Origin of the sequence: Aquipseudomonas guryensis, assembly GCF_014164785.1 — a bacterium.
Classification (GTDB): domain Bacteria; phylum Pseudomonadota; class Gammaproteobacteria; order Pseudomonadales; family Pseudomonadaceae; genus Aquipseudomonas; species Aquipseudomonas guryensis.
Genome location: NZ_JACJFN010000001.1, coordinates 1,390,363 through 1,410,686, shown reverse-complemented (window position 1 = coordinate 1,410,686; position 20,324 = coordinate 1,390,363). Strand labels below are relative to the sequence as shown.

The following is a 20,324-nucleotide window of genomic DNA, read 5'->3' as shown; positions in this document are numbered from 1 at the left end:
TCCTTCATTATGTAGTTATGCAGAACGATGCTGGTAACTATAACAGCGCTTGCGCAAATGTCAGCGTGAACGCCGTCAATCGCCGTGGAATGCGTATTCCGGCTTTTTCGGCTCATAGGGGCGGAAAAAGGCTAACAAGGCCTTGATATCCGCCTCGGCATCGCCGGTCGGCTGAAACGGCGCGCCGATCACCACCCGCCGATTACGGTAGTCCAGCGCACCAGGAATGATGGGGACGCCGGCCCCGCAGGCAATATGGTAGAAGCCCATGCGCCAGCGCTCCACTTTCTTGCGCGTACCCTCCGGCGACAGTACCAGGATGAACTCGCGGTGGTCGCGGAAGTTCTGGATCGCCTGCTCGACCATGTTCAGGCGCAGATGGCGGAGGATCGGGATGCCGCCCCAGGCTTTCAGCAGCCCGGTAAAAGGCCAGATAAAGATGCTGTGCTTGCCGAACCAGCGCGCATTCAGGCGCAGGACGAACTTCACGGCGATGAAAATCACGAAATCCCAGTTCGAGGTGTGATGCGCACCAATCACCACGAACTTGTCCAACGCTGGCATCTGCCCTTCGATCCGCCAGCCCATCAGCTTCAACACACTACGCCCCAGCCACTCCGCGAACGGATTGGCCGGCAGATAATTGCCGTCCATCATGTTTCCTACTGCTTGTTCTTATTCTGAATATGGCGCCTGCCAAGAGAGGGGAGAGCCATCTAGCGCTGGCATTTCGGGCAATAGACGCTGGCCCGCTGACCCAGCTTGACCTCGCGCAACGTGCTGCCGCAGGCCTTGCAGAACTCGCCGCCACGGCCGTAGACGAACAGCTCCTGCTGGAAATAGCCCGGCTGGCCATCGCCACCGACGAAGTCGCGCAGAGTCGTACCTCCACGCTCGATGGCATAGGCGAGGATGCGTTTGATCTCTTCGGCCAACTTCACATAACGCGCTCGGGAAAGCGTCCCGGCCTCGCGGCGCGGGTCGATGCCGGCGGCGAACAGCGCCTCGGAGGCGTAGATGTTGCCGACGCCTACCACCACCGCGTTATCCATGATGAACGGCTTGACCGCCATCGAACGACCGCGTGACAGCTGGTACAGACGTTCACCATCGAACAAACCGGTCAGCGGCTCCGGCCCCAGCTTGCGCAGCAGCTCATGATTCAGCGGATCACTGCTCCACAGCAGCGCACCGAAGCGCCGCGGGTCGGTGTAGCGCAGTGCCAGGCCCGACTCCAGCTCGATATCAACATGCTCGTGCTTGGCCGCCGGGGTGCCCACCGGTACCAGACGCAGGTTGCCGGACATGCCCAGGTGACCGATCAGGGTGCCGCTCTCGGCCTGGATCAGCAGGTACTTGGCGCGCCGTTCGACGCACTCGATGCGCTGGCCGGACAGGCGCACATCGAGGTCTTCGGGGATCGGCCAGCGCAGACGGCGCTCGCGCACGACCACACGGCTGACGCGCTGCCCCTCGAGAAAGGGCGCGATACCGCGGCGGGTGGTTTCGACTTCAGGGAGTTCAGGCATGACGAACGACGGATACTGCAGAGAGAAGCAGCCACCTTAGCAGGAAGCTGCCGACGAACGAACCGACTCAGCAGGCGCCCAGGTCGTGGATGCTTTCCTTGAGGGTCTGGAAGTCGTACTCGGTGAGGCCGACATACTCCAGCACCTGTTGCTGGATACTGTTCCACTCGTGGTCTTCTTCCTGATTGCCCAGCACCCGGTAGCTGCCACAGATGTGCTCGGCCATCTTCAGAATGGCCATCAGGGTCTTCAGCTGCGCGTCGCGACCGGTGTCGTCCTCGAAGAACGACAGCGCGTTGTGGTGGTTGGCAATCGCCTCGCACAGGTGCAGCGGCAGGTTCCACGACTTGGCGGTGAAGTAGCCAACCACCGCGTGGTTGGTGTTGAGCAGGCGGTTCTCAGTATCGACCACACGCCGCTCACTGCTGGCATTGAAGTACGCCTCCTCCAGCACCGTCATGTAATCAGGGAATCGCTTGAGCATCAGCGGAATGCCGCAATTGTGGAACAGACCGAGGGTATAGGCCTCGTCCGGCGCCTGGTAGCCGATGCGCTTGGCCAGGGTCAGGCAGGTCATCGCCACATCCTGGGCGGTGTCCCAGAAGCGGTTGAGGGTGACGATAGTCTCGTCGCTCATCTCGCCCTTGATCGACTGGGCGTTGATCAGGTTGATCACCGAGTTGCAGCCAAGCAGGTTGACCGCCTGCTGGATCGAGGCAATGCGGTTGGCCAGGCCGAAGAACGGCGAATTGACGATTTTCAGCAGCGCGCCGGACAGGCCCGGGTCCTGGCTGATCAATCGGGCGATCGTCTTCAGATCCGGATTGGGCAGAAACTGCTCCATCTGCAGATCGACCATGATCTGCGGCTGCGGCGGCACGCTGATGCCCTGCAGCACTTGCTGGATCTGTTCGGCGGAAAGGTCTTGGGCCATGAGCGCGGCAACTGAAATGAGAAAGTCGCCACAGTTTAGTCAAAGCGTTCCCGACTCCGCAGCCAACTTTTGTATGAGTTTTGCTGCCGGGCCGCAAACGGCTGGCGCCAGTGGGTTTTGCCCATACGAGCGCCGACCAGTGGTCGTACATGCACTCTTTTTCATGGCCCGCGACTGCCATCACTGCAGCCGCCAGGAACCCTCTGCAGCTATAATTCCGCTCTTTTTCGTGGAGTACCCCCCGATGTCCCTGCCCAGCCTGCGCCTCAAAGCCAATGCCGATCGCCGCCTGCGCGCCGGCCATCTGTGGGTCTACAGCAACGAGATCGACGTCACCGCCACCCCGCTGAACGGCTTCCAGGCCGGTGACCAGGCCATCCTCGAAGCCGCCGGCGGCAAGGCCCTGGGCATCGTGGCGATGAGCCCGAACAACCTGATCTGCGCGCGCCTGCTGTCGCGCGACGTCAAGCACATCCTCGACAAGTCGCTGCTGGTGCACCGCCTCAACGTCTGCCTGTCGCTGCGCGATCGCCTGTTCGACCAGCCGTTCTACCGCCTGGTGTACGGCGACTCCGACCTGCTGCCGGGCCTGGTGGTCGACCGTTTCGGCGACTACCTGGTGGTGCAGCTGGCTTCCGCCACCATGGAACACCACAAGCACGACCTGATCGAAGCCCTGGTACAGGTACTCAAGCCGCGCGGCATCCTGTTCAAGAACGACTCCAAGGCGCGCGATGCCGAAGGCCTGCCGCGCTACGTCGACGCCGTGTTCGGCCAGGTGCCGGAATGGGTCGCCCTGGAAGAGAACGGCGTGAAGTTCGAAGCCCCGGTGATCGCCGGGCAGAAGACCGGTTGGTTCTACGACCACCGCATGAACCGCGCGCGCCTGGCGCCCTACGTCAAGGGCAAGCGGGTGCTCGACCTGTTCAGCTACATCGGCGGCTGGGGCGTGCAGGCCGCGGCGTTCGGCGCCAGCGAAGTGTTCTGCGTGGACGCCTCGGCCTTCGCCCTCGACGGTGTCGAGCGCAACGCCGCGCTGAACGGCGTGGCCGAGAAGCTCACCTGTGTCGAAGGCGATGTGTTCGAGGCGCTCAAGGAGCTGAAAGCCGCCGAAGAGCGCTTCGACGTGGTGATCTGCGACCCGCCCGCCTTCATCAAGCGCAAGAAAGACATCAAGAACGGCGAGGCCGCCTACCGCCGCCTCAACGAAACCACCATGCGCCTGCTCGGCAAGGACGGCATCCTGGTCAGCGCCAGCTGCTCCATGCACCTGGAGGAGGATCACCTGCAGAACATCCTGCTGACCAGCGCGCGCCACCTGGACCGCAATATCCAGCTGCTCGAACGCGGCAGCCAGGGCCCGGATCACCCGGTGCACCCGGCCATCGCCGAAACCCGCTACATCAAGAGCCTGACCTGCCGCCTGTTGCCCAACAGCTGATCGCGACACGCTCCACTACCCGCCCGACCGTCAGCCTTTCCCCGGCAGGCACGGGCGGCGTAGAATCGGTTCATCTCTCGCCAACCATCCCCGGCGGGCCAGTGAGCCCAGGCCCTGCAAGCGGCGACCCCGCTTCACCAGACGGCCCCTCCGAACGCACGGCCACCTGCCGTTTGCATCCGGTTCAGCGCACGCTCACCCTACGAAGATAACCCTGACCAGCCCCAGGAACCGTCATGCCTGACTATCGTTCGAAGACCTCCACCCACGGCCGCAACATGGCCGGCGCCCGCGCCCTGTGGCGCGCCACCGGGATGAAGGACGAAGACTTCAAGAAACCGATCATCGCCATCGCCAACTCCTTCACCCAGTTCGTGCCCGGCCACGTGCACCTGAAGGACCTCGGCCAGCTGGTCGCCCGCGAGATCGAAAAAGCCGGCGGCGTGGCTAAAGAGTTCAACACCATCGCCGTCGACGACGGCATCGCCATGGGCCACGACGGCATGCTCTATTCGCTGCCGAGCCGCGAGATCATCGCCGACGCCGTCGAGTACATGGTCAACGCCCACTGCGCCGACGCCATCGTCTGCATATCCAACTGCGACAAGATCACCCCCGGCATGCTGATGGCTGCCCTGCGCCTGAACATCCCGGTGATCTTCGTTTCCGGCGGGCCGATGGAAGCCGGCAAGACCAAACTGGCCAGCCACGGCCTGGATCTGGTCGACGCCATGGTCATCGCCGCCGACAGCACGGCCTCCGACGAGAAAGTCGCCGAGTACGAGCGCAGCGCCTGCCCGACCTGCGGCAGCTGCTCCGGCATGTTCACCGCCAACTCGATGAACTGCCTGACCGAAGCCCTGGGCCTGGCCCTGCCGGGCAACGGTTCGACCCTGGCCACTCACAGCGACCGCGAGCAGCTGTTCCTGCAGGCCGGGCGCACCATCGTCGAGCTGTGCAAGCGCTACTACGGCGACAACGACGCGTCGGTGCTGCCGCGCAACATCGCCAACTTCAAGGCGTTCGAGAACGCCATGATGCTCGACATCGCCATGGGCGGTTCGACCAACACCATCCTGCACCTGCTGGCCGCTGCCCAGGAAGCCGAGATCGATTTCGACCTGCGCGACATCGACCGCCTGTCCCGCGTCGTGCCGCAGCTGTGCAAAGTGGCGCCGAACATCCAGAAGTACCACATGGAAGACGTGCACCGCGCTGGCGGGGTCTTTGGCATCCTCGGCTCACTGGCCCGTGGCGGCCTGCTGCACACCGATCTGCCGACCGTGCACAGCAAATCCATGGCCGAAGCCATCGCCAAATGGGATATCACCCAGACTAACGACGAAGCCGTGCACACCTTCTTCAAGGCCGGCCCGGCCGGTATTCCAACCCAGACCGCGTTCAGCCAGTCGACCCGTTGGGACACCCTGGATGACGACCGCGAGAACGGCTGCATCCGCAGCGTCGAGCACGCCTACTCGAAAGAAGGCGGCCTGGCCGTGCTGTACGGCAACATCGCCCTCGACGGCTGCGTGGTGAAAACCGCCGGCGTGGATGAGTCCATCCATATCTTCGAAGGCAGCGCGAAGATCTACGAAAGCCAGGACAGCGCCGTGCGCGGCATCCTCGCCGACGAAGTGAAGGAAGGCGATATCGTCATCATTCGCTACGAAGGCCCGAAAGGCGGCCCGGGCATGCAGGAAATGCTTTATCCGACTTCTTACCTGAAGTCCAAGGGCCTCGGCAAAGCCTGCGCCCTGCTCACCGACGGTCGCTTCTCCGGCGGCACCTCGGGCCTGTCGATCGGTCACGCGTCCCCGGAAGCGGCTGCCGGCGGCGCCATCGGCCTGGTGCGCGAAGGCGACAAGATCCTGATCAACATCCACGAGCGCACCATCAACCTGCTGGTCAGCGACGAGGAAATTTCCCATCGCCGCCATGAGCAGGACAAGAAGGGCTGGAAGCCGGTGGAAGTGCGTCCGCGCAAAGTCACCACCGCACTGAAGGCCTATGCCCTGCTCGCCACCAGCGCCGACAAGGGCGCGGTACGCGACAAGGCGCTGCTGGAAAAGCTGGTGCAGTAAGCCGCATCCGGCACCATGAAAAAGCCCGGCAAACGCCGGGCTTTTTCTTTGCTAGAACCTGTAGATCCCCGTAGCGGAGAAATCCATGAAGATCGGCCTGATCTCCGACACCCACGGCCTGTTGCGCCCAGAGGCACTGGCCGCTTTGCAGGGCTGCGAGCAGCTGATCCATGCCGGCGATATCGGCAAGCCGGAGATCCTCGCCGCCCTGCGCACGCTGGCGCCGCTCACCGTGGTGCGCGGCAACAACGACGAGGACGACAGCTGGGCCACCACTCTTCCCACCCATGCCGTGCTGCGCATCGAGGAAGTAGGCATCTACGTCAGCCATACGCTGGCCGATGTGCCGGAACCATTGCCCACTGATATCCAGGTGGTGGTCACCGGCCACTCGCACAGGCCGCTGCAGCAGTGGCGCGACGGCGTGCTCTACATCAACCCAGGCAGTGCCGGGCCACGACGCTTCAAGCTGCCGATCAGCGTCGGCCTGCTGCATGTCGAGACGGGCACAGTGCGCGGCGAGCTGATCGAGCTGAGCTGATCAGCTCACGCCCATATAGCGGTCGGCGCGGTGATTGATCGCCAGCACCATGTTCAGCGCCACCGCACCGAGCACCGAGAGGGCGACCTTGTCTGGCGCCACGACGAAGATCGAGGCCAGCACGATGGCCGCATCGACGCCCATCTGCACGGCGCCGGCGCGCAGGCCGAAGCGCTCCTGCAGGTACAGCGCGAGGATATTCACCCCACCCAGGCTGGCGCGGTGGCGAAACAGCATGAGCAGGCCAAGGCCCATGGCGAAACCGCCGAATACCGCAGCGTAGAGCTGGTTCAGCTCGGCAAACACCACCCAGCGCGGGGTCAGCTCGGCGAGCAGCGAAACCAGCGCCACGGCGCAGGCGGTGCGCAGGGTGAACTGCCAGCCCATGCGCCACAGCGCCAGGGCATAGAACGGCAGGTTGAGCAGGAAGAACACCAGGCCAAACGGCCAGCCGGCCAGGTACTTGAGCAGGAAGGCCAGACCCACCGTGCCACCGGTGAGCAGCCCGGCATGACTGTAGAAGGCGATGCCCAGGGCGACCATGGCGGTGCCGAACAGCAGCGCCAGGGCATCTTCCCAGAGCGGATGGCGAACGAAGATCTCGGCGACCGCCTCGGCGTCCGCGCGATCCGGGATGTGTTCAGTCATGGCTAACCTCGGCGCCCAGCGTACCGGCACCAGCATAGGACGGCGCTCCCGCGCGGGAGCGACGCAGATCAGTAAACGGGTGGATTCAGCGGCGCTGCCAGGTCTCGAAGCAGTGCGCCGGCGCCGGCTCGACGGCAGCCTGCGGCTCACGCTCGACGCAGTCCCAGGCCGCTTCGTCGAATGCCGGGAACCAGGCATCGCCGTCCGGCTGCAGCGCCACGCGAGTCAGGTACAGGCGCTCGGCCTGCGCCAGGCCCTGCTCGTAGAGCTGCGCGCCGCCAATCAGCATCAGCTCGTCGACACCCTGTTCGCGCGCCCACTGATCGGCACGCACGATGGCAGCGCCCAGCGAGGGGAAGACTTCCGCGCCCTCCAGCACCAGCCCGGCCTGCCGGCTAACCACCAGGTTGAGCCGACCGGGCAGCGGGCGACCCAGCGAGTCCCAGGTCTTGCGGCCCATGATGATCGGCTTGCCGAGGGTCTTGGCCTTGAAATGCTTGAGGTCCGCTGGCAGGTGCCAGGGCAGTTGGTTGTCGCGGCCGATCACGCGGTTGGCGGCGAGGGCGGCGATCAGGCAGAGGGGCAGAGTCGTTTTCATCCGCGCAGGATAACGGCTCGCCCGGCGCGAATGAAGCGCCGCCTCACGCCGGACCGCCCGGCCGCTTGCTCACCACCCGGTTACGGCCCTGCTCCTTGGCCAGGTACAGCGCCACATCGGCCAGGCGCAGGGCATCTTCCAAGCTCTGGTGCGGTTGCGGTCGCAGATAGGCCAGACCAATACTCAGGGTCACCACCTCGGCCGCCTCTGATTGCATATGGGGCAGGCCCAGCGCCTCGATCTCGCTGCGGATGCCTTCAAGGATCGGCAAGATCTGTGCTTCTTCGATGCCGTACCAGAGGCCGACGAATTCCTCGCCGCCGTAACGCGCCGTCATCTCGAGCGGGCGCCGCGCCTGCCGGCCGATCACCTGAGCCACCGCACGCAAGGCCTCGTCACCAGCGGCATGGCCATAGTGATCGTTGTAGCGCTTGAAGTAGTCGACATCCATCATCACCAGGGCCAGCGACTGCCGCTCACGCTGAGCCTGACGCCAGCTGCGCTCGGCGCGCTCGCTGAAGGCGCGGCGATTGAGCAGGCCGGTGAGAAAATCCTTCTCCGCCAGGTCCTGCAGCAGGCCCTGGGCGAGGAAATTCTGCCGGCTGGCGTATTCAAGGAAGTAGCAACCGAAGCAGCCGATCAGGTTGGCGCTGGCGAGGAATACCGCGTTGTAGAGCAATTGTTCACCGGGTAGCTCGCTGATGACCTCGACCAGCAGGTAAGCGCAGAAGGTCAGCCAGCCGCATAACGCGGCGGTAACGAAGCGCAACCCGGTGAGGAAGTAGAAGAACACCGTGACCAGGATGATGCCCTCATAGGGCAAGGGGAAATCATGGACGCGGGCGACCCAGATGATGCCGGCCACACCCAGGCCACCGGCCAGCGCCGCAATGGCAGCGATTATCTGCAGATAGGGACGCAAGCGCCGCTGGTAGGTGGCCAGCCAGGCCAGCAGCAGTGTCGGCACAATCACGCCAAGGCGTATGGCCAGGGTCCGGTTGCGCACGCTCTCGGGCAGGCTGACGGCATCTACTACCACGAACAGCGCCATCATCAGCATGGCCACCAGCAGCGCCCAGCGCATACGCACGAGAAACACGGTGATGTGGTAACGGCTGAAGGCCTGCTCCAACTCATCGTCAAAACTGAGCAAGCGGAAACCGGCACGGTGCTGGCGCAGGTAGGGGGAATCCTGGTTGACCAAATCCAGGTTGGGCAACTTCATGGGCGCATGCTCTTCTAGTTCTTTTGCCCTCAGCCTAGTCTGCCCGTTGCGCATGCCACAAGCCCGGCTTGCCCAGCTGTGGCGCGCAGGGGTTATCCTTGGCCTTCGACTCGTCAACGGAATGCCGCGTGACAGATACCCCACTCAAGCGCCTGCAACACCTCTGGCTGTGCGAAACCCTGCGCCTGCGCGAAGAGCATGCCGGCCCACTGGAAGATGGCGAAGCTAACCGCCTGGCCCGCCTGACCGGTGGCGACCTGGCCAGCCGCATCGAGGCCCGCGCACTGTTCCTCGCCCAGCGTGACGGCCAGCTACAGGCCCAGCAGCACTGGCTACAAGGCGCGCGCCTGGCCCTTGGCCTGCTGCTGGGGCTGGCCTTGCTCAGCGGGGCCGGCCTGGCCCTGGCCGCACTGGGCGATGGCAGCCGCCCGGTGAATGTGTTCTGGGCCCTGGGCAGCCTGCTCGGTTTACACCTGCTTCTGCTACTCGGCTGGGCCATCGGCCTACTGCTGGCCGGCGACCACAGCGCCAGCCTCGGCCGCTTGTGGCTGTGGCTCAGCGAAAAGCTGGCGCGCGATGCCAACGCCGCCCAGCTCGGCCCGGCGCTGGTGTTGCTGCTGCAACGCCGACGTCTCAACCGCTGGCTGCTCGGCCTGCTGGTGCATGGTCTGTGGCTGGTCGCGCTGCTCAGTGCCGGGCTGATGCTGCTGATCCTGCTCAGCACCCGCCGTTACGGCTTCGTCTGGGAAACCACCCTGCTCGGCAGCGATACCTTCGTCGCCCTGACTCAGTTGCTCGGCAGCCTGCCGGCGCTGCTCGGCTTGCCCATCCCGGATGCCGAGACCATCCGCGCCAGTGGCGACAGCGCCCTGACCAGCGAGGCCGCACGACATGCCTGGGCCGGCTGGTTGCTTGGTGTGCTGCTGGCGTTCGGCCTGCTGCCACGCGCCCTGCTCCTGCTGCTGTGCCTGTGGCGCTGGCAACACGGCAGCGCGCGCCTCGCACTCGATCTCAACCTACCCGGCTACCGCCTGCTCGGCGAACGCCTGCAACCAACCAGCGAACGCCTCGGCGTGCTGGATGCCGCACCAGCCACACTAGATGAGGCCCGCGCCGGCAACACGCGCCTGGACAGCAGCGGTGCGGTGCTGGTGGCCGTCGAGCTGGACCCGCAACGCGCCTGGCCGCCGGCCCTGCCCAAGAGCGTCGCCGATGCCGGCGTGCTGGACAGTCGTGAACAGCGCCAGCAGCTGCTCGACCAGCTCGGCCGCTTCCCGCCGGCGCGCCTGGCCATCGCCCTCGACCCGCGTCGCTCGCCTGACCGCGGCACCCTGGCGCTGCTCGGCGAGCTGGCACGCACAGCGGCGGCCACCCGCATCTGGCTGCTGCAGCCGCCCCCTGGCGAAGCCCTCGACAGCCAGCGCCTGGGTGACTGGCACGGCGCGCTGCAACGCCTGCAACTGCCGTTCGCCGATAGCGCACCGATGGTCTGGCTGGAGACGGGACATGATTGATCGCGTAGCCCGGATGCAATCCGGGAAGCAGGCAGCTCCGTCCCGGATTGCATCCGGGCTACGAACTGACAGCACCCTCTCCCCAGCCCTCTCCCATAAATGGGAGAGAGGGCAGTCCGTGCACGCGGCGACTGGCGCGAGTCACCCCACGCCCGTTTACGGGAGAGGGGCCGGGGGAGAGGGTCGAGCATGACCAAGCCACTCAAACTGGCCGTGGTCGGCCACACCAATGTCGGCAAGACCTCGCTGCTGCGCACCCTGACCCGCGACGTCGGCTTCGGCGAGGTGTCCCATCGCCCCAGCACCACCCGCCATGTCGAAGGTGCGCGCCTGTCAGTGGCCGGCGAGGCGCTGCTGGAGCTGTACGACACCCCTGGCCTGGAAGACGCCATCGCCCTGCTCGACTACCTGGAACGCCTGCAGCGCCCCGGTGAGCGCCTGGATGGCCCGGCGCGGCTGGCGCGCTTTCTCGACAGCAGCGAGGCGCGCCAACGTTTCGAGCAGGAGGCCAAGGTGCTGCGCCAGCTGCTGGCCAGCGATGCCGGGCTGTACGTGATCGACGTCCGCGAGCCGGTGCTGGCCAAGTACAAGGACGAGCTGGCCGTATTGGCCGGCGCCGGCAAGCCGCTACTGCCGGTGCTCAACTTCAGCGCCAGCACCCAGCAGCGCGAGCCGCAGTGGCGCGAAGCCCTGGCTCGCCTCGGCCTGCATGCGCTGGTGTGTTTCGACACGGTGGCGCCGCCACTGGATGGCGAACGGCGCCTGTACGAGAGTCTGGCCCTGCTGCTGGAGCGCTCGCGCCCACAACTGCAGCGGCTGATCGACGATCACCAGGCACAAGCCACGGCGCGCCACAAGGCCGGTGCGCAGCTGATCGCCGAACTGCTGCTGGATTGCGCCGCCTGCCGGCGTAGCGTGGCCAACCAGACGACCATCGAACAGGGCGAGATCCGCGCCCTGCACCAGGCCATCCGTCAGCGCGAGCAGGCCTGTGTCGACGCACTGCTGCGTCTGTATGCCTTCCGCGCCGAGGATGCCCGCGCCGGCGACCTGCCGCTGCTGGAGGGGCGCTGGGGCGACGATCTGTTCAACCCGGAAACCCTGCGCCAACTCGGCGTTAATATCGGTGGCGGCATGGCCGCCGGTGCAGCCGCAGGGGCCGGTATCGACCTGCTGGTCGGCGGCCTCACCCTCGGCGCCGCGGCGCTGGTCGGCGCACTGGCCGGCGGCGGCCTGCAGACCGCACGCAACTACGGCAAACGCCTGCTCGGCAAACTCAAGGGCCAGCGTGAACTGACAGTGGATGACAACGTGCTGCGCCTGCTCGCCCTGCGCCAGCGTCAACTGCTGGCCGCTCTAGATGCCCGCGGCCATGCGGCGACCACGGCGATCCAGCTGGATCAGCCGCAGGACAAGGGCTGGCGCGAAGGCCCGTTACCCGAGGCCCTGCGCAAGGCGCGCGCCCATCCCGAATGGTCGTCGCTGAATCCCGGTGCGCATCTGGAGCAGGCCGAACGCCAGGCCCAGGTCATGCAACTGGCAGCGGAGCTGACGTAGCCCGGATGCAATCCGGGAGGCCCGCCGCCGAACTGACCCGGATTGCATCCGGGCTACGCATCCACGCACCGGGCCTTAAACGGCGACCGGCGCGGCGATATGCGGATGGGCCTGGTAGTTCTGCAGCTCGAAGTCCTCGAACTTGAAGGCGAAGATATCCTTCACCGCCGGGTTGAGCTTCATCACCGGCAGCGGCAGCGGCTCACGGGTCAGCTGCAGGTCGGTCTGCTCGATATGGTTGGCGTACAGGTGGCAGTCGCCGCCGGTCCAGATGAAGTCGCCGAGCTGCAGGTCGCAGACCTGGGCGATCATCATTGTCAGCAGGGCGTAGCTGGCGATATTGAAGGGCACGCCGAGGAAGATATCCGCCGAGCGCTGGTACAGCTGGCAGCTCAGCTTGCCGTCGGCCACGTAGAACTGGAACAGTGCGTGGCACGGCGGCAGGGCCATCTGCTCGACCAGGGCCGGGTTCCAGGCCGAAACGATCAGGCGGCGCGAGTCCGGGTTCTTTTTGATCATCTCGATCAGCTTGCTGATCTGGTCGATCGACTCGCCGTTCGGCGCCGGCCAGCTGCGCCACTGGTAGCCGTAGACCGGGCCGAGGTCGCCGTTCTCGTCGGCCCACTCGTCCCAGATACGCACGCCGTTGTCCTTCAGGTACTTGATGTTGGTGTCGCCCTGGAGGAACCACAGCAGCTCGTGGATGATCGATTTCAGGTGGCACTTCTTGGTGGTCACCAGCGGGAAGCCATCGGCCAGGTTGAAGCGCATCTGGTGGGCAAAGATGCTGTAGGTGCCGGTGCCGGTGCGATCCTGCTTGAAGGTGCCGGTCTCGCGCACCAGACGCATCAGGTCGAGGTATTGTTTCATTGCGCGGCTCCCAGGACGGCTTGGCGTTTGTAGGCGTAGGCGATCAGACCGAGGCCGCCGAGGATCATCGGCAGGCAGAGGATCTGACCCATGGTCAGCCAGCCACCAGCCAGGTAACCGAGCTGGACATCCGGCACGCGGACGAACTCGACGATAAAGCGGAAGATGCCGTAGCACAGTGCGAACATCCCGGACACGGCCATGGTCGGGCGCGGCTTGCGCGAGTAGAACCAGAGGATGGCGAACAGCGCGAGGCCTTCCAGGGCGAACTGGTACAGCTGCGACGGGTGACGCGCCAGCTGCTGCGGGTCGGTGGGGAAGACCATCGCCCAGGGCAGGTCGGTGGCCTTGCCCCACAGCTCGGCGTTGATGAAGTTGCCGATGCGCCCCGCGCCCAGGCCGATCGGCACCAGCGGGGCGATAAAGTCCATCAGTTGGAAGAAACTCTTGTTGTTGCGCCGGCCGAACCACCAGGTGGCCAGCATCACGCCGAGCAGGCCGCCGTGGAACGACATGCCGCCCTCCCACACGCGCATAATCTTCAGCGGCTCGGCGATATAGGCGGCGAAGTCGTAGAACAGTACATAGCCCAGGCGCCCGCCGAGGATCACACCCATGGCTACCCAGAACACCAGGTCGGAGAGTTTCTCCTTGCTCCAGGTGGCGTCGAAGCCGGCCAGCCGGCGCGAGGCCAGCAACCAGGCGCCACCGATGCCGACCAGGTACATCAGGCCGTACCAGTGGATCTTGATCAGGCCCAGATCGAGGGCAACCGGGTCTATCTGCGGGTAAGGCAGCATTTAAAACTCCTTAGATCAGGAAATTCACGCCCACTACCAGGAGCAGTACGGCGAACAGACGTTTGAGCAGGCGCGGCGACAGTTTATGCGCCAGGCGCGCGCCGAAGCGGGCGAAAAACATGCTGGTGATGGCGATACCGGCCATGGCCGGCAGGTAGACAAACCCCAGGCTCCACTGCGGCAAGCCCGGCTCGCTCCAGCCGATGAGCATGAAGCTCAGGGCACTGGCCGCCGCAATCGGCAGGCCGCAGGCCGACGAGGTGGCCACCGCCTGCTGCATCGGCACGCTGCGCCAGGTGAGGAACGGCACGGTCAGCGAACCACCACCGATACCGAAAATCGCCGAAGCCCAGCCGATCACCCCGCCGGCAGCCGTCAATCCAGCCTTGCCTGGGACCGTGCGACTGGCCTTGGGTTTCAGCTCCAGGCCCATCTGGATGGCGATGACGATGGCGAATACGCCGATGATCTTCTGCAGCAGCGGACCCTGGATGGCCGCCGCGGTGAGGCTGCCGAGGCCGGCGCCAAGCAGGATGCCGAGGGTCATCCAGGTGAACACCGGCCACAGCACCGCGCCTTTACGCTGGTGCTCGAGCACCGAATTGATCGAGGTGAAGATGATGGTGGCCAGCGAGGTGCCAACGGCCAGGTGGGTCAGCACGCTCGGGTCGATGCCCTGGGCGGTGAAACTGAATACCAGCACCGGCACGATGATGATGCCGCCACCGACGCCGAACAGCCCGGCCAGCACGCCGGCCGCCGCGCCCAGCAGCATATAGAGCAGGAATTCCATCGATACCCCCGAAAACCAAGCGGCATGGTAACGGATGCGCCCCGCCCCCTCCAGCCGAGGCGATGGATGCCCGTCGCTACACTGATAGACTCCGGGCACAAGGAGAAGCCCATGTGCCTGATCGTTTTCGCCTGGCGTCCCGGCCATGCCCAGCCGCTGGTGCTGGCGGCCAACCGCGACGAATTCTACAACCGCACCAGCCTGGCCCTGGGCGAATGGCCGGATGCGCCGGGCCTGTATGCCGGGCGCGACCTGCAGGCCGGCGGCACCTGGCTGGGCGTGAGCGCCGACGGCCGCTTCGCCGCCCTGACCAATATCCGCGACCCACGCCAGGCCAAGGGCCCGCGCTCGCGCGGCGAGCTAGTGGTGGATTTCCTGCGCGGCACGCTGGACGCCGAGCACTACCTGGCCGAGCTGAGCGAGCGCCTGGAGCAGTACAGCGGCTTCAACCTGCTGCTGGGCAACCGCGACGCGCTGTACTACTTCAACTCCGAGCAAGGCCAGCCGCGGCGCCTGCAAGCCGGTCTCTACGGTCTGTCCAATGCCGAGCTGGATACGCCCTGGCCGAAGCTGGTGCGGGCCAGCGCCGGCCTGGCCGGCTGCCTGGATGATCCGCAACCGCAGCGCCTGCTGGAACTGCTCAGCGACCCGCGCCAGCCGCCGCGCGTGCTGCTGCCGGACACCGGTATCGGCTTGGACTGGGAGCTGCTGCTGTCGAGCATCTTCATCGTCGGTCCCGGCTACGGCACCTGCGCCAGCAGCGCGCTGCTGTTGAATGCCGATGGCAGCCTGCAACTGGTCGAGCGGCGCTTCGATAGCAACGGCCAGGCCTGCGGCGATGCCGAGGTGCGCCTGCCGGGCACTACTTATTCGTAGGAGCGGATGTATCCGCACCCACAAAAGCTGGGCGGCCTGCCGCGCACAAACCTGGGCATGCCCCTCTCAGCGGCTGGCTAGTCGCTTACGGCAAAGCGCGCACTCAGGCCACCCAGGCGCTGGGCCAGCTCGCGCAGGCGGCTGCTCTCGCCATCCAGCACGCCGGCATCGGCGGCGTTCTGCTGGGCAACCTGCTGCACACTGCCCAGATGCTGGCTGACCTCGCTGCTGACCGCCGCCTGCTCATGGGTGGCCGAGGCGATCAGTTCATTCATCTGGCTGATCGAGTCGATCTCGGCGGCCACCGCCACCAGCAGGTCGGCGGTGCGCTGGCTGTCTTCGACACAGCGCGCCACGCTCTGCCGGCTGTCCTGCATGGCGCTGGCGGCCTGCCGACTGCCCTGCTGCAGACGACTGATGATGTCCTGGATTTCCGCAGTGGAAGCGGCGGTCTTCTGCGCCAGGTTGCGTACTTCGTCGGCAACCACGGCAAAGCCGCGCCCCTGTTCGCCGGCGCGAGCGGCCTCGATGGCGGCGTTGAGCGCCAGCAGGTTGGTCTGTTCGGCAATCGCGCGGATCACCTCCAGCACCCGGCCGATCTGCTCGGACTGCACGGCCAACGCCTGTACCTGCTGGTCGGTGCCATCGATATGTTCGGCCAGACGGGCGATCTCGTTGCGCGTACCGGTTACCGCCGCGCTGCCCTCGGCCGCCTGGCTGTTGGCACCCTGAGCCGCCTGCGCGGCCCGGTCGGCATGCCCGGCCACATCGTCGATGGCACTGCTCATCTGCTGCATGGCGCTGGCCATATAAGCGGTTTCGTCGAGCTGGCGCGTGGCGCCATCGCGCAGCTGGTGCGTGGCACGGGCCAGGCTTTCGCCCGTGGTGGACAACCCCTGGGTATCACTGACCACTTCGCTGACCAGTTCATCGAGCTGATCGAGGAAATGGTTGAAGCGCTTGGCCACACGCCCGCTAGCCTGGCTGCGATGACGCAGATCGATACGCTCGTCCTGTTCGGTCATGGCCGCCACGGCCTGGGTCAACGCGACACTTTCCAGGGCCTCGGCGCGTGTCTGGTTGGCCAGGTAGATGAGGATCGCGCTCTCCACCACCACATACATGGCATGCAGGAAGATGATCGACCAGTTGCCCTCCTGCACCACAAACACCCCGACACCTTGCTGCTGCAGGGCAAAGAAACTCAGGTGGTGAACCGCAATCACCGCAGCGCCGACCACGATGGGCAACCAGTCGCGGTAATACACCAGGAAGGCCAGCAGAACGAAGATGCCGAAGTGGATTTCCACCACGCCGTGGGCCTGGTTGATCTGCAGTGCGACCAGCAGCATGAAGGCCGCCGCCATGCAGCAACGCATCAGTCGGCTGCCCGGCACCAGGCTGTTGAGCAGGCTCAGTACCAGCACACTGCCGCCGCCGACCAGCAGCGCCTGCAGCCAGCTGTCATGCCAGGCGGCGAGCCCCAGGGAATAGAGAAACATCAGCCACAACACGCCGAGCATGATGCGATCGGCCTTGCGGTAATGGGCGTCGAGGGTAAAGGCAGAAGAGCGCATGGCGATGGTCCCGGCAGGGCTCATCCTGAGCGCTTGGCTTGATAAAGTTGTACAAACATTAAGCTTGTACAACAGTATAGCCGGACAACCCGCCTAAACCCAACCCACCGTAATCACTCGCCTTCAGTCCAGTCGCAGAAACAGCCTACCGCCAGGTTGCTGTCGGCGCGCACCGGACGACCGGCACTGAGGGCCTCGAGGATCGGCTCGATAAAGCTGTTGCTCGAGGTGCATTGCGCCCCTTCGCTGTAGGGGCCGAAATAGGCCAGCTGGCCCTGCTGGTCCCAGATCGCCACCGCCGGGCTAGCCGGCAACTGCTCGCTGCCGGCCAGGGCCGCGAGCGGCTGCAGGGCGCGCAGGTTCTCCGGCAGCTGACCTTGGCTGCCGGCCTTCTGCAGCCCATAGAACTGCACACCGCGCGGCACATAGGTCTGCAGCAGCTCGGCGAGGTGCTGCTGGTTGCCGACATTGCACGGGCAGGCCGGGTCCCAGAAATGCACCACGCGGATCGCTCCGGGCCCAGCCAGCTCGGCGGGCAGACGCAGGGCCGCGCCGGAAAACAGCTCGGTGCGCTCATCGAACGGGCGGATATAGCGCGCCTCGAACCACCAGAACGCGGCCAGCATGGCGCCCAGCCAGACGATGGCGAGCAGGCTGGCAAGCAGGACTTTCAGGCGTGAGGCAGGCATGGGCGAACTTCGCAGGTGGGGCGCATAGCTTGCCACGCCACGCCGTACAGCTGAATATCAACGACCACTCTGCCGAACCCACACAGAATCGATGACCAGCATGCCAAGCCCCACCTCAGAGCACTTCCAGGCCGAACGCCTGCGCAGCCACCTGCGACCCATGGCCGCAGCAACGCAGCCCCTGAGTGCCGAGGAACAGGCCTACCAGCGCTACTACGGCCTCGATCTGGCCAGCAGCCGCGCGGGGGTGCGCAGCCAGCTGGGCTGCTTCGAACTGGATGGCCTGCGCATCGTCACCCAGCTCTGGCTACCCACCGAACCGCAGGCCACGCTGGTGCTGCTGCATGGCTACTACGACCACATGGGCCTGTACCGGCATGTGATCGACTGGGCGCTGAGCCTGAACCTCGCGGTACTGGCCTGCGACCTGCCCGGGCATGGACTCTCTGCAGGCGCGCGCGCCAGCATCGATGACTTCGCCACCTACCAGCACACCCTGCTCGGCCTGCTCGACCAGGCTGCCAGCCTCGGCCTACCGCAACCCTGGCACCTCTGCGGACAGAGCACCGGCGGCGGCATCCTGCTCGACTACCTGCTCAACGGCACACCGCGGCCACAGCCCGGCGCCACCATTCTCCTGGCGCCATTGGTGCGGCCGCGCGCCTGGGGCCTGTCCAAGCTCAGCTACCACCTGCTCAGCCCGTTCAAATCGGCCATCCCGCGGCGCTTCTCGGACAACTCCAGCGACAGCGACTTCCTGCACTTCGTCCAGCACCGCGATCCGCTGCAACCTCGCGACCTGCCGACGGCCTGGGTCGGCGCCCTGGCCAAGTGGATTCCGCGCATCGAGTCGGCACCGCGCAGCAGGCAGCGCCCGCTGATCGTGCAGGGCGAGAGCGACATGACAGTGGACTGGCAGCACAACCTGGAAGTGCTGCAGGACAAGTTCGACCAGCCGGAGATCCTGCGCCTGCCTGGTGCGCGGCATCACCTGGTCAACGAAAGCGAAGCGCTACGCCGGCAGTACTTTGCCTTTCTAAGCGAGCATCTCAGGTAGCTGCAAAGCAGCATCAGCTTTTGTAGGAGCCAGCTTGCTGGCGATTCCGGGCTTGATGCGTATCGCCAGCAAGCTGGCTCCTACCACAAATGCGTTCAGATGCCCTGCTGCGCCGGCTGCAGCTCAGAACCGCTCTGCCCCACCGCCAGTCCGGCCCGCAGGGCAGCCAGGGCCGCCTGGTAATAGGCCTGGCCTTCTGTGGACTGGGCAAAACTGACGAACTCATCCAGCTCCGGATCGGACAGCTCGCGGTAGACATGCAGCAGGGTGTTATCCAGATCGGCGCCGATCTGCTGCATCAGCTGTTCGCGCTGACTGCTGACCAGCGCCTCGGCCTGGCCGCCACCGAACAGGCCGGGCAGCATCTGGCTGAGGCTGTCGGCCGCCACACCGGCCAGGGCCAGGCTGACTTCGGCCCCAGCCTCCTTGGCGGGCAGGGCCTGGGCAAGATGGCGGATCAGCAGGCGGCGAGTGGCGCTCGCCTCGCTCTGCGGCAGACCGTTGGCGTGGGCAGCCAGCTGGTCGCGGCGGGTCGCCAGGGTTTCGGCGGCGATTACCTTGCGCCCCAGCGGCGACTCGAAGAACTGCAACGCCGGCAGCGGATTGGCCAGCTGCAGGCGCAGGGCGGCCTGGGCGCGCTGATCCATGGCCTGCGGCTCGAAGCGCCGGTTGCTGTTGTCGACCAGTGCCTGGTACACCGCCGGCGGCAGGGTATCGCGGTAACGCAGTTGTGCCGCCGCCAAGGCATCGCTGAAATGCGCGCGCTGCTCCGGCCAGCCGCCGGCCTGGTACAGGCGGGCATGCTCATCGGCAAGGGAAGTCAGGCTGCACAGCAGCAATACGAAGGCGAACACGAAACGCATGGAAAGCTCCTTTCTGGCCCCGTCATTTTCCGGGGCGACGGCAAGCTTGTCGAGGCGCGACAGCCGCGCTGATAGAATCGCCGGCATGCCTACCGACCTCGATTTACAGCTACTGCCCTCGATCATCGACGACCTAGCCCGCCAGGGCTGGTCGCGGCAGACAGCCGTCCTGCCAGACTCTCTGACCCATGAACTGGCCTGCGAGTGCCGTAGCCGTGGACAAAACGGCGCACTGAACCCGGCGGGCGTCGGCCGCGGTAGCGCGCTGGCGGTGCGCGAGGGCATCCGCGGTGACCAGATCCAGTGGCTGGAAGCCGGTCAGCAGCCGGCCTGTGACCGCTACCTGGCGGCCATGGACGAGCTGCGCCAGGCGCTCAACCAGGCCTTCTTTCTCGGCCTGGCCGATTACGAGAGCCACTTCGCTCTGTACCCGCCGGGCGCCTTCTATCAGAAGCACCTGGATCGCTTCCGTGATGACGACCGCCGTACGGTATCGGCAGTGTTCTACCTGAATGACAACTGGCAGCCTGAGCAGGGTGGCGCCCTGCGCATCTATCCGGCGGACGGCGCCTTGCTCGACCTGCTGCCCGAAGCCGGCAGCCTGGTGCTGTTCATGTCTGCCGAGCTGCCCCACGAAGTCCTGCCCGCCAGCCGCGAGCGCCTGTCGCTGACCGGCTGGTTCCGCCGCCGATAACGCGTTTCCCAGGGTGCATCCGGGCTACCTGAAC

General features: G+C 65.6%; 20 protein-coding genes. 8 read left to right on the top strand and 12 right to left on the bottom strand.

Going from position 1 to position 20,324, the window contains the following annotated elements; all coding sequences use genetic code 11:
* Positions 1–75: 75 nt before the first annotated feature.
* The 3 genes from H3H45_RS06420 to H3H45_RS06410 all read right to left on the bottom strand — a co-directional run bounded on the left by H3H45_RS06420 (position 76) and on the right by H3H45_RS06410 (position 2,463).
* Entirely contained in the window at positions 76–654 is a 579-nt protein-coding gene (locus tag H3H45_RS06420; protein ID WP_182833141.1) for a lysophospholipid acyltransferase family protein, read from the bottom strand.
* Between the two features lie 62 nt (positions 655–716).
* Positions 717–1,529 carry a bifunctional DNA-formamidopyrimidine glycosylase/DNA-(apurinic or apyrimidinic site) lyase gene (gene mutM / locus H3H45_RS06415; RefSeq protein WP_182832875.1) on the bottom strand — a complete coding sequence of 271 codons (813 nt, stop codon included), beginning with the start codon at positions 1,527–1,529 and terminating at the stop codon, positions 717–719.
* 67 nt (positions 1,530–1,596) lie between these two features.
* Positions 1,597–2,463, bottom strand: coding sequence for an HDOD domain-containing protein (locus tag H3H45_RS06410; RefSeq protein ID WP_220494135.1), 867 nt, complete (start codon positions 2,461–2,463; stop codon positions 1,597–1,599).
* A 244-nt stretch (positions 2,464–2,707) separates the two neighbouring features.
* Between H3H45_RS06410 and H3H45_RS06405 the strand changes: the two genes are divergently transcribed.
* From H3H45_RS06405 to H3H45_RS06395, 3 genes are all read left to right on the top strand, one after another.
* Positions 2,708–3,904: a class I SAM-dependent rRNA methyltransferase gene (locus H3H45_RS06405; RefSeq protein WP_182832874.1), complete on the top strand. Its 1,197-nt coding sequence runs from the start codon at positions 2,708–2,710 to the stop codon at positions 3,902–3,904.
* A gap of 236 nt (positions 3,905–4,140) precedes the next feature.
* A complete protein-coding gene (gene ilvD / locus H3H45_RS06400; protein WP_182832873.1) occupies positions 4,141–5,988 on the top strand; it encodes a dihydroxy-acid dehydratase in 1,848 nt (615 codons plus the stop codon).
* Between the two features lie 85 nt (positions 5,989–6,073).
* The gene (locus H3H45_RS06395; RefSeq protein ID WP_182832872.1) at positions 6,074–6,529 is read left to right on the top strand and encodes a metallophosphoesterase family protein; all 456 of its coding nucleotides are present in this window, start codon (positions 6,074–6,076) and stop codon (positions 6,527–6,529) included.
* Here the strand turns inward: H3H45_RS06395 and H3H45_RS06390 are convergent, their stop codons facing one another.
* From H3H45_RS06390 to H3H45_RS06380, 3 genes are all read right to left on the bottom strand, one after another.
* Complete coding sequence (locus tag H3H45_RS06390) at positions 6,530–7,177, bottom strand: YitT family protein (RefSeq protein WP_182832871.1); 648 nt, start codon at positions 7,175–7,177, stop codon at positions 6,530–6,532.
* Positions 7,178–7,262: 85 nt separating this feature from the next.
* Positions 7,263–7,775, bottom strand: coding sequence for a dihydrofolate reductase (locus tag H3H45_RS06385; RefSeq protein WP_182832870.1), 513 nt, complete (start codon positions 7,773–7,775; stop codon positions 7,263–7,265).
* A gap of 43 nt (positions 7,776–7,818) precedes the next feature.
* Positions 7,819–9,000: a GGDEF domain-containing protein gene (locus H3H45_RS06380; protein WP_182832869.1), complete on the bottom strand. Its 1,182-nt coding sequence runs from the start codon at positions 8,998–9,000 to the stop codon at positions 7,819–7,821.
* A gap of 128 nt (positions 9,001–9,128) precedes the next feature.
* On the opposite strand from H3H45_RS06380, the gene H3H45_RS06375 reads away from it, so the two are divergent.
* Positions 9,129–10,514: a DUF2868 domain-containing protein gene (locus tag H3H45_RS06375; protein WP_182832868.1), complete on the top strand. Its 1,386-nt coding sequence runs from the start codon at positions 9,129–9,131 to the stop codon at positions 10,512–10,514.
* A gap of 189 nt (positions 10,515–10,703) precedes the next feature.
* On the top strand, positions 10,704–12,071 hold the full coding sequence (locus H3H45_RS06370) for a DUF3482 domain-containing protein (RefSeq protein ID WP_182832867.1): 1,368 nt from the start codon (positions 10,704–10,706) through the stop codon (positions 12,069–12,071).
* Positions 12,072–12,146: 75 nt separating this feature from the next.
* Here H3H45_RS06370 and H3H45_RS06365 read toward each other — a convergent pair whose 3' ends face one another.
* Genes H3H45_RS06365 through H3H45_RS06355 form a run of 3 tightly spaced genes read right to left on the bottom strand, consistent with a single transcriptional unit; the run spans position 12,147 to position 14,534 of the window.
* Positions 12,147–12,941: a thymidylate synthase gene (locus tag H3H45_RS06365; RefSeq protein ID WP_182832866.1), complete on the bottom strand. Its 795-nt coding sequence runs from the start codon at positions 12,939–12,941 to the stop codon at positions 12,147–12,149.
* A complete protein-coding gene (gene lgt, locus H3H45_RS06360) occupies positions 12,938–13,741 on the bottom strand; it encodes a prolipoprotein diacylglyceryl transferase (RefSeq protein WP_182832865.1) in 804 nt (267 codons plus the stop codon). The genes H3H45_RS06365 and lgt overlap by 4 nt, the downstream gene beginning before the upstream one ends.
* A gap of 10 nt (positions 13,742–13,751) precedes the next feature.
* A complete protein-coding gene (locus H3H45_RS06355) occupies positions 13,752–14,534 on the bottom strand; it encodes a sulfite exporter TauE/SafE family protein (protein ID WP_182832864.1) in 783 nt (260 codons plus the stop codon).
* Between the two features lie 111 nt (positions 14,535–14,645).
* Here H3H45_RS06355 and H3H45_RS06350 point away from each other — a divergent pair, with 111 nt between their 5' ends.
* Positions 14,646–15,410 (top strand): NRDE family protein, encoded by a 765-nt coding sequence (locus tag H3H45_RS06350; protein WP_182832863.1) that lies wholly within the window; start codon positions 14,646–14,648, stop codon positions 15,408–15,410.
* A gap of 77 nt (positions 15,411–15,487) precedes the next feature.
* On the opposite strand, the gene H3H45_RS06345 is transcribed toward H3H45_RS06350, so the two are convergent.
* Positions 15,488–16,987, bottom strand: coding sequence for a methyl-accepting chemotaxis protein (locus tag H3H45_RS06345; protein ID WP_182832862.1), 1,500 nt, complete (start codon positions 16,985–16,987; stop codon positions 15,488–15,490).
* A 113-nt stretch (positions 16,988–17,100) separates the two neighbouring features.
* Positions 17,101–17,676 (bottom strand): DUF6436 domain-containing protein, encoded by a 576-nt coding sequence (locus H3H45_RS06340; protein WP_182832861.1) that lies wholly within the window; start codon positions 17,674–17,676, stop codon positions 17,101–17,103.
* A 100-nt stretch (positions 17,677–17,776) separates the two neighbouring features.
* On the opposite strand from H3H45_RS06340, the gene H3H45_RS06335 reads away from it, so the two are divergent.
* Positions 17,777–18,733, top strand: coding sequence for a phospholipase BipL (locus tag H3H45_RS06335; RefSeq protein ID WP_182832860.1), 957 nt, complete (start codon positions 17,777–17,779; stop codon positions 18,731–18,733).
* Positions 18,734–18,828: 95 nt separating this feature from the next.
* Here the strand turns inward: H3H45_RS06335 and H3H45_RS06330 are convergent, their stop codons facing one another.
* Positions 18,829–19,596 (bottom strand): DUF2059 domain-containing protein, encoded by a 768-nt coding sequence (locus tag H3H45_RS06330; RefSeq protein ID WP_182832859.1) that lies wholly within the window; start codon positions 19,594–19,596, stop codon positions 18,829–18,831.
* 85 nt (positions 19,597–19,681) lie between these two features.
* On the opposite strand from H3H45_RS06330, the gene H3H45_RS06325 reads away from it, so the two are divergent.
* Positions 19,682–20,290, top strand: a complete 609-nt coding sequence (locus H3H45_RS06325) for a 2OG-Fe(II) oxygenase (protein WP_182832858.1) — start codon at positions 19,682–19,684, stop codon at positions 20,288–20,290.
* The last annotated feature ends 34 nt before the right edge of the window (positions 20,291–20,324 follow it).